Origin of the sequence: Streptomyces sp. NPDC059169 (assembly GCF_042755225.1) — a bacterium.
In the GTDB taxonomy this organism is placed as follows: Bacteria; Actinomycetota; Actinomycetes; order Streptomycetales; family Streptomycetaceae; genus Streptomyces.
In genome coordinates this window covers 272729-282089 of sequence record NZ_JBHZCF010000005.1, presented here as the reverse complement: position 1 = coordinate 282089, position 9361 = coordinate 272729, and the positions used below count along the sequence as shown (strand labels likewise).

The following is a 9361-nucleotide window of genomic DNA, read 5'->3' as shown; positions in this document are numbered from 1 at the left end:
CCACTGTTCTGGGCCGCGGCGGGGACCCCCATATCGCATGGCGTCTCTTCTGGCCGCTGACCCCCTCGGGCCTGTGGTGGGTGGCCCCCGGCCCCCCGCGGCTACGGCGGTCAGCCGGCGAAGTCGGCCCGGGCCAGGACCCCCGTGTCCGGGTTGTCGGTGAAGATTCCGTCGATGCCCTCTGCGAAGTAGGTCCTGAACGCTCCGAAGGCGTCGCCGTAGGCGTTCGGGTCGCTGCCGCGGCGGAACTCGGCGGGCAGGAAGGCGTTCTCGTTGCGCATCGTGTAGGGGTGCAGGATCAACCCCTGGGCGTGCGCGTCGCGGACGAGCGTGGTCGGCTTCCCGAGCCGACCGCTCGCGTCCCTGGGAATGATCAGGTCCAGGGTGGGGCCGATGCCCCGCGCGTACGAGGCGATCTCCTTCAGACCCGCGGGCGTGATGAGGTCCGCGACCGTGCGGGGGTCACCGGCCTGGACGAAGTCCCAGGGGCGGGAGTTCGCGGCGCCCAACAGGACCACTCCCGGTGCGTCGACGAGGGTGGCGAGCCGCTGGATGCTGGTCGGCTCGAAGGACTGCAGGAACAGCGGCGAGTGCGCGCGGTGCCTGCCGTACCGGCGCAGCAGCTTCGCCAGCCGCTCTTCGAGGGCCAGTCCGATGCCGCGGAAGTACGAGGGGTGTTTGGTCTCGACGTGCAGCCAGACGGGGCGGCCGCGCCGACGGCCCTGCTGCTCGGCCCAGCGCAGCACCTCCTCGAAGGACGGCACCTGCCAGCGGCCGTCGTACAGGGTGTTCTCCTGCCGCACCGCGGGGATGCGCTCCGTGGCCCTCAGGGTCTTGAGCTCGGCGAGGGTGAAGTCCTCGGTGAACCAGCCGGTGAGGCCGGCCCCGTCCACGGACTTGGTGGTCTTCCGGGAGGCGAACTCGGGGCGGGACGCGACGTCCGTCGTCCCGGTGATGTCGTTCTCGTGGCGGCACACGAGATGGCCGTCCTTGGTGGGCACCACGTCCTGCTCGATGACGTCCGCGCCCAGGTCGAGGGCCAGCTGGTACGAGCCGAGGGTGTGCTCCGGCCGGTAGCCGCTCGCGCCGCGATGACCGATGACGGTGGGCACGGGCAGGCCGCGGTAGCCGGGACCGGGACTGCCGTGACGTTCCTGCGCGTTCGCAGCACCTGCCGCGGCGCCGATCCCGAGCGTCGCCGTCCCGAGCACCGCAGCACCGAGAACGGTCCGCCGCCCGGGGATGCCGTCCGCACCCTGTGTCATGAATGGTCCTCCCTTGGGGATGTGGTGTCCCGCTCCTGACCGCGGGGCCCGTGCGGCGCTCCACGCTAGGCGCCGGGACAGGACGTGCGGGAGACCTTGGGCAAACGCGTCCCAAACTCAGGTCAACACTGTGTATCCGCTCGGTGAACCCCACGTGCGGAGCGGCGGGACCCGCGAGTATCGTCCTCACCTGCACAGTCGTTGCCGACCCTGCACCCACACCGTCCCTGACACCGGAGGACCCGTTGTCCCGCTTGTCCCTCATCAAGGCCGTGCTCGGACCGATCCTGCGCCTGATGTTCCGCCCCCGGGTGGAAGGTGTCGAGCACATCCCCGGGGACGGCCCGGTCATCCTCGCCGGCAATCACCTCACGTTCATCGACTCGATGGTGCTGCCCGTGGTCTGCCACCGTCCGGTCTACTTCATCGGCAAGGACGAGTACGTCACCGGCAAGGGCCTCAAGGGGCGCCTGATGGCCTGGTTCTTCACGGGCGTCGGGATGATCCCGGTCGACCGGGACGGCGCCAACGGCGGGGTGGCCGCCCTGATGACCGGTCGTCGGATTCTCGAGGAAGGCAAGATCTTCGGCATCTACCCGGAGGGCACCCGTTCCCCGGACGGCCGTCTCTACCGGGGGCGTACGGGCATCGCACGGCTGACCCTGATGACGGGTGCTCCGGTCGTGCCCTTCGCCATGATCGGCACGGACAAGCTCCAGCCGGGTGGTGCCGGCCTCCCCCGCCCGGGCCGGGTGACGGTCCGCTTCGGCAAGCCGATGGAGTTCTCCCGCTACGAGGGGATGGACCGGGACCGCTACGTCCTGCGGGCCGTCACGGATTCGGTGATGACCGAGGTGATGCAGTTGTCCGGTCAGGAGTACGTGGACATGTACGCGACGAAGGCGAAGGCGGCCTGACGGCTGCCGTCCGCCCACACGCGTGACACTCGGACGGGCCGGTCCGACGAGCACGTCCGTACGGGGCGGCCCCGGCGCACTCCGCACCGGGGCCGCGCCGTCAGCGGTCAGTGCGCGATGCCGTCGGCCAACTTCTCGCCGCGCAGCAGGAACCAGGCAGCCACCGCGGTGGCGATCAGCACCACCGCACCGACGCCCGTCGCGAACCTCAGCCCCTCGACGAACGCTCGCTGGGCCACGTCGACCAGCGCCGCGCCCTGTGCACCGGGCAGCGTCGCCGCCGCCTCGACGGCCCCGCCGAGCGACTCGTGGGCCGCGGACGCGGCACCCGACGGCACCCCGCTCGGCGTCGCGAAGTCGCGGTACACCCCCGTCACGATCGAACCCAGCAGGGCGATCCCGAGCGCCGCACCGAGTTCGTACGCCGTCTCCGACACCGCCGAAGCCGACCCGGCCTGCTCCTTGGGGACGCTGGACAGGATGACGTCGGCGGTGACGGTGAACGAGAAGCCCGCGCCGATACCGACGACGAGCAGCGCCGCACCGAGCAGCGGGTAGCCGGTCGACCGGTCGATCAGCGTCATGACGGCGAGGGCGATTCCCACCGCGGCGAGCCCGACGGCCACGACGGACCGTACGGAGAACCTCCGGGCGGCCCTGCCGGCGACCAGTCCCGTCGCCACCGCGCCGATCGCGGCCGGTAGTTCGGCCAGCCCCGCCTCGAACGGCGCCCTGCCCTGGACCAGCTGCAGGAACTGGGACAGGAAGAAGACCAGGCCGGACAGCCCGAGAATGGTCAGCAGGTCGGCGAGGACCGCTGCGGAGAAGCCCCGGTGCCGGAACAGCCGCATGTCGAGCAACGGCGACGGCAGGGTGAGCTGCCTGCGGACGAAGCCGTACAGCGCGACCGCACCGATCACCGCGGCCGCACCCGCGCCCCAGGTCAGCCCCTCGCTCGCGACCTCCTTGATGGCGTACACGACACCGATCATCCCGACGAGGGACAGGGCGACGCTGAGCAGGTCCCACGGTCCCGCGACCGGGTTCTTGGACTCGGGCAGCAGCTTGATACCGACGAGCACGAGGACGGCCATGACCGGGAGGTTGATCAGGAAGACGGAGCCCCACCAGAAGTGCTCGAGGAGGAACCCGCCGACGACGGGGCCGACCGCCGCGCCGGCCGAGGCCATGGCGCCCCAGATGCCGATCGCGAGGCTGCGCTCCCGCGGGTCGTGGAAGATGTTGCGGATCAGCGCCAGCGTGGAGGGCATCAGCGTGGCACCGGCGACGCCGAGCAGCGCCCGGGCGAGGATCATCATCTCGGGCGTGGAGGCATAGGCGTTGAGCACGGACACCGCGCCGAACGCGAGGGCACCGCTCAGCAGCAGCTTCTTCCGGCCGATCCGGTCCCCGAGGCTGCCCATCGAGACGAGCAGGCCGGCGATGATGAAGGAGTAGACGTCACCTATCCAGAGCAGCTGCGCGCCCGACGGCTGGAGGTCCTCGCTGAGGAAGGGCGTGGCGAGACCGAGGACGGTGGCGTCCACGGCCACCAGCAGGACGGCCAGTACCAGCACCGCGAGAGCGAGCCAGCGCCCGGGGCGGTTCAGGGTCTGGTCCGTCCCGCTCGCGCGCTGGACGGTACTGGTCATTTCTCCACACTCCGTCGTGCTCCGCCGAGGATCAGCTCGGCGATCATGTACTGGAAGTCGTTCTTGGCGACCCGGCCGTCCATGACGGCCCAGGCGCAGCTGCCGATGAGCCCGTAGAGGGCTTCCGTGAGCCAGGCGGGCGGCAGGTCGATCCGGAAGGCGCCCTGTTCCTGGCCCCGCCGGAAGAGGGACGAGACGCGTGCGTCGAGCCTGGCCCAGCCCTCGTTGATCTGCTCGCCCTCGAACAGCTGGTTCTCGGTGACCAGGAAGGCGAGCAGGGGCGCGCAGGGTTCCATCTCGGCGATGAGGCGGCGCAGCGCCCCGCACGCGTCGCCCTCGTCGATTCCGGCGCGGTCGATCGCGACCTCGAACTCCTGGATGCCGAGCGCTTCGAGCGCTCGCACCAGGGCGTCCCGTCCGGCGAAGTGCCTGTGCAGCGTGGCGCGCCCGATGCCCGCCGCTCGTGCGACCTCGTCCATCGTGGCGGTCGACTTGCGGGCGAGCAGCGCGGCGGCGGCGCGCAGCACTTGTTCACGATCCATGGCCATGAGACAAGCATACATCGAATGAGACGTTGATGTCTCATGCGGTATACGGAAGCCTCATTCCGCGCAGCGAGGGTCGATGTCGCCGGCGTCCCGCGAGGTGCAGGGCCAGCCCGTGGGGCGCCCCGCTCCGCGGTATCCGGGGCTGCGCTCCGCGCCGGACGAGGGCTCCGGCGAACCCCGCTGGGCACGGACCCGGACTCCTGGACGGTCGACAGCGGCACGGGGCACGGCGGAGAGGCGGACGCACCGGGCCGGAGCCCGCCCGCGTCCAGCACGAAAATCACCATGCTCACGACGATGTGAAAGGAACACTGTGCCCATGAAGCCCCTGCTGCTCATCGACATCGACTTTACCGACCGCGGGTCGTGCCGCCCGTGATGTCCGTCTGGGCCTGTGACTTGGGCGTCATGGGCTCGTTTACCGACCGGGACCGGGACGTCTGTCATGTTCCGGAGTCGGTACGGAGGACAAGTGGTACGGCACGTCGTGGTCGGGGACTTGAGGGTCCAGCGGATCGAGAGGAAGGACGGGCGGAGGTCATGGACGATCGTCTGGCCCGAGGGCACGCTGCACACGGAGGCGGACCGGTTCCTGCGTGAGCACGAGGGCTCGGGCACGCAGAAGACCTACGCGTACTACCTGGTGGACCACCTGCGGTGGCTGGAGCGCGAATGCCTGGCCTTCGAAACGGTCCAACTGCGAGACCTGGAACGCTATATGGGGATCGTCGGTGCCGAGGTCCGCATGCCGCTCGGGGAACCTTGGCGGGTCGGCAAGCGCCCCTACGGCCGTTCCGCGCTGTCGACCGCGGCGGCCTGCTTGAAAGGCTTCTACCTGCACCAAGCCTCCCTCGGCATCAACCGCGAACTCGGCAAGAAGCTCGACAGGTCCCGGCTGCCGTCGCGGGTGGACCGGCGTCGCTCGTTCCTCGGTCACGCGAAGTCGTCACTGCCCACGAATCCGCTGGCGCCGAAGGGGCCGCACCGCCGGCACCCGAAGATGCTGCCGGACGGGGCGAGGGAGAGGCTGCTGGAGAAGGTGAACGCCGCCCGGGACCGGCTGGTCGTCGACTGGCTCGCCGACGGGGGACTGCGGATCGGCGAGCTGTGCGGGCTGCACCTGGTCGACCTGCACCTGCGGGAGAACGCTGCCTGCGGCGAGTGCCGCACCCCGCATCTGCACGTCTGCCACCGGCCCGGCAACCCGAACCGGGCCGAGGCCAAGACCAAGCACCCGTGGCAGGTCGAGCGCGGGACGGTCACCGGCGGGCTGATCAAGCGGGTCAGCCCGGCGATGGTGCACTCCTATTTCGAGTACATCACCACCGAGTACCCGCGCGGCGCTCGGCACGGCATGCTCCTGGTCCAGTTGCACGGCGCCGATACGGGCCAGCCGTGGGCACCGGTCGGCGCCCGCCGGATGCTCGGCCGGGCCGGGAAACACGCTGGGCTGGGGCTGGTGAAACCCCACGCCTTCCGGCACACCTTCACCTCGGCGGTTCTCGACGCCGCAGGCGGCAACACCCTGATCGCCCGGGACGCGGGCGGCTGGGCCTCGGCCGCGATGGTCGACGAGGTCTACGGACACGTCGACATCCACGATCCGGTCTTCGACGCCGCTCTGCGCACGGTCTGGGGTGAGGGCCGATGAAGCGCCGGGACGCGTTTCTGTTGCCTTTGCTGACCACGCACCAGAACGACATGCGGATCGGCAGAGATCGTTTGGAGATCCTCACCGCGCTGATGAACGCACCCTCCTTCGACCCGCTGTTTCGCGACGACATCATCCAAATCCCACAGGGACACCAGACCTATCGATGGTTCTGCCGGGTCGGTGGTTGCGAGCGCGCTACCGGCCTCGGCGACTTCTGTCACAGCCATCGAGAACAGTGGCTCACGGTCGCGAAGCAAGGAGTCAGCCGGTCGGCTTTCCTCAGCACTGCTGAACCTTTGGGCCAATCAACCGATCATTACGGCAATTTGTCTTGTCTGATCTGTCCCGAGCGTCCCGCGCGACCGGGTGAGTATCGTCTCTGCGAATTTCACTCCAAGAAGTGGAGTCGGGCGCGAGCGGGGAAAGAAGTCGCACTCGACTTGGATGGGTGGGTCGCCGAGCAAAGTCCTTCTCCGGGGTTCGGGGCATGCATGGTGCTGGTCTGTCCTCTGTTGGCGGAGTCGCAGCTCGGACTCTGTCGTCGGCACGGTAATGCTTACCGGAGGGCAGGTACCCCCGGCGGGGCGTCAATTCCGCAGGGATGGTTGCGTGACGACCAAGCCGCAGTCAGTTACAAAGACCACAGCCAGTTCCAGGCGTGGTGCAATGCGGAGGCCACAGTCGCCCTGCCTGCTCAGTTGAACTTGCGCGGCCTGCGTCCGCTGGCGCAGAAGGAGATTCAGTGGGGGCTATTCACTCACACTCAACGGTCGCGTCCGGCCCGTTGGGATGTCACCGCGCTCCGAATGGTAGTGAATGCCTGTCGCGAAGCAGATGCGACCTCGATCATCGATCTGGACGTTTCGTCCTTGAGTAAGACCGCCACGGGGATCACGAAAGAGATCCTCCATGAGTTGCGTCTGGTCTATTTCACGCGCGAGGAGACCAAGGAGGCTGGATTCATCGAGACCAGGCACTTCGGCGTCAGCCTCGATCAGCGGCTCGGGCATATCAGCCTCACCGAGATCTCCCAACGATGGCTACAGGGAATCGCGTGGGACTACTTTGCCGAGATCCTGAGTTCGCCCCGATGTCCCAGTTCTCACAAACTCGATCAAATTCGCCGTGCGATGACCGAATTGAGCGCTTTCCTTGAAGTCGATGCCCCTGGCGGGGGCCACGACCCCGCAGTCTTGACGAAGGGGCACGCCGATCGCTTCGTCGCAGATCAGAGACATCGCGAACGCCATGGACTCCCCTCTTTGGCCATGGTCCGGTCCGACGGGAAGCCGAGCATCGTCACGACCGGCACGCGGTCGGTGGTCTTCAACCACACGCGCAAGATCCTCCGCAAGGCAATGGACGACGGTGCGACCGATGCTCTCGGCCTCGCGAGAGAGTTTGTCGTCGCGCTGCCGAACGCCGGTGCCACGGCCTACCCGAAGCGTCGGCGCCCCTTCGCCGACGAGGTGGCACGCGCACTGGCAGACGAGCGCAATCTCGCCGAGTTCACACGCGTCCACGATCCGGATGACGAGGGCGCTCGGGACATCTGGGAGATCATCGTCATCACCGGACGACGGCTGGGGGAGGTCATCGAGCTCCGCTGGAACTGCATCGGTCGGCTCAATGGGCTCGCAATGCTCTGGCACGACCAGACCAAGGTGGGCAACTACGACGCCGCCATCCGCATCCCCGAGTCGCTCTACGACCTCATCACCGCCCGACAACGCAAGACGCTCAGCCGGTTCGCCGACGAACACGGCTACACCCCCACCGGCAAAGAACGCGACGGACTCGCGCTGTTCCCCACCAACTACCGCAGCACCGACGGAACGATCGCACTGAGCAGACCGTGGTTCTACAGCCGTTTCCGCCCCTGGGTCGACTCCCTGGACATCGGCCACTGCGTTCCCCACCAGGCTCGCCACACCCTGGCCACCAGCCTCCTCCGCCAAGGCGCCACCCTCACCCACATCCGTCGCTATCTCGGGCACGTCTCGGACAGGATGGCCGAGCACTACGTCCATCTCTCCAACACCGATCTGGAGAACGTGCTCCAGCACGTGTGGGTCGCCGGCCCCGGCACGGCCACTCCGGGGGAGCTCCTCTCAGGGGACTCCGCCGAGGCGCTCACCAAGGAGCAGGCCCTGGCCATCGCGGTCGACCTCGCCCGCCGCAGCACCCCGGCCGAGGGCGGATTCTGCACCTTCCAGCCGGTCGTCGACGGCGGCGCCTGTCCCTGGAACCTGGACTGCCACAACTGCGACAAGTTCGTCCTCTCCGGCGCCGACCTCCTCTACTGGCGGCGCAAGCGCGAGCAGTGGCGGCTGCTGGCCGAGGGCGCCCCAGACGACGCCACCGCCGACTACCTCCATCGCTACTTCGAGCCGACCGGCCGCGCCATCGACGGTCTGGAGAAGGCCCTGGCCGGCCTCGGCCTCCTTGATGACGCGCTCGCCCTGGACCTGCGTAAACCGCAGGACTACTTCCATCGCGTGTGGTCCACCGCCTTCCGCGCCACCGATCTCGCCGACGCGGGCAGCAGGGAGCAGGACGAGTACAGCGATACGTGCACAACAGACGGCGACGATCTCGAACAGGACATCGCATGAAGACCGCCAGCGTTCCAGAACCCCGCACGGCGGCTGCCCTGGCGGCCCGTCGTCGCAAGACCGAGACGGCCCTCCAGCGAGTCCACGAGGCCATCACCTGCCTCCGGCGTGAGAAGGCACAGATCAGCGTCGCCGCCGTCGCCCGTCGCGCGGACGTATCCCGCACCTTCCTCTACGACAATCCCGAGGCCAGGGCGGCCATCGCCTCGACCATGGCCGAAGCTGGCGAGTGCCGGTTGCGGACCCTCGCCGAGCAGGACGACGAGCGTGAGGCGACGTGGCGGGAACGCGCGCTGAACGCCGAGGACGCCCTCAAGGCAGCCCACGCCGAGATCCTGGCTCAGCGCACCCGCATCGGCGAACTCCTTGGTGAAATCCGGGACTTGCAGGCTGAATGGACCGAGGAAGCCATCCTGCGGATCACCACCGAGAACACCACCCTCAAACAGCGGGTCCGCCAGCTCACTGCCGACAACCGCACCCTCGACGAGCGGCTCAAGGCTGCCCGTTCCAACCTCCGCTTCCAGGACCGGCGCCTCGCCGACCTCGAAGCCCAGATCGCTGGCAGCTGAGAACTCAAGGAATGCCGCTCGGTCCGGGGGACACGGGAAAAACAGGGGCACCGGACCAAAGCACGCGCCAAGAGGCGCCGCATGGGGCCCCAAACAAAAGCTGGAGCAGGCGAGGTACTCTGTGCCCACGATTGGCGC

At 68.5% G+C, this 9361-nt stretch carries 7 protein-coding genes; 4 read left to right on the top strand and 3 right to left on the bottom strand.

The features are described 5' to 3' along the window. Positions 1-110 precede the first annotated feature (110 nt). Positions 111-1265: a glycerophosphodiester phosphodiesterase gene (locus tag ACFXOM_RS11935; protein ID WP_384938210.1), complete on the bottom strand. Its 1155-nt coding sequence runs from the start codon at positions 1263-1265 to the stop codon at positions 111-113. Positions 1266-1519: 254 nt separating this feature from the next. On the opposite strand from ACFXOM_RS11935, the gene ACFXOM_RS11930 reads away from it, so the two are divergent. Further along, a complete protein-coding gene (locus ACFXOM_RS11930; RefSeq protein ID WP_384938245.1) occupies positions 1520-2182 on the top strand; it encodes a lysophospholipid acyltransferase family protein in 663 nt (220 codons plus the stop codon). Between the two features lie 107 nt (positions 2183-2289). Here the strand turns inward: ACFXOM_RS11930 and ACFXOM_RS11925 are convergent, their stop codons facing one another. After that, the gene (locus ACFXOM_RS11925; protein ID WP_384943837.1) at positions 2290-3834 is read right to left on the bottom strand and encodes an MFS transporter; all 1545 of its coding nucleotides are present in this window, start codon (positions 3832-3834) and stop codon (positions 2290-2292) included. Further along, positions 3831-4382 carry a TetR/AcrR family transcriptional regulator gene (locus ACFXOM_RS11920; protein WP_384938216.1) on the bottom strand — a complete coding sequence of 184 codons (552 nt, stop codon included), beginning with the start codon at positions 4380-4382 and terminating at the stop codon, positions 3831-3833. The genes ACFXOM_RS11925 and ACFXOM_RS11920 overlap by 4 nt, the downstream gene beginning before the upstream one ends. A 472-nt stretch (positions 4383-4854) precedes the next feature. On the opposite strand from ACFXOM_RS11920, the gene ACFXOM_RS11915 reads away from it, so the two are divergent. From ACFXOM_RS11915 to ACFXOM_RS11905, 3 genes are read left to right on the top strand one after another with little or no spacing between them, the layout of a single operon-like run. Beyond that, complete coding sequence (locus ACFXOM_RS11915) at positions 4855-6033, top strand: tyrosine-type recombinase/integrase (protein WP_384938218.1); 1179 nt, start codon at positions 4855-4857, stop codon at positions 6031-6033. Beyond that, entirely contained in the window at positions 6030-8651 is a 2622-nt protein-coding gene (locus tag ACFXOM_RS11910; protein ID WP_385037792.1) for a tyrosine-type recombinase/integrase, read from the top strand. The genes ACFXOM_RS11915 and ACFXOM_RS11910 overlap by 4 nt, the downstream gene beginning before the upstream one ends. Continuing rightward, positions 8648-9223, top strand: a complete 576-nt coding sequence (locus ACFXOM_RS11905) for a DUF6262 family protein (RefSeq protein ID WP_385037791.1) — start codon at positions 8648-8650, stop codon at positions 9221-9223. Before ACFXOM_RS11910 ends, ACFXOM_RS11905 begins: the two co-directional genes overlap by 4 nt. Positions 9224-9361: the final 138 nt, after the last annotated feature.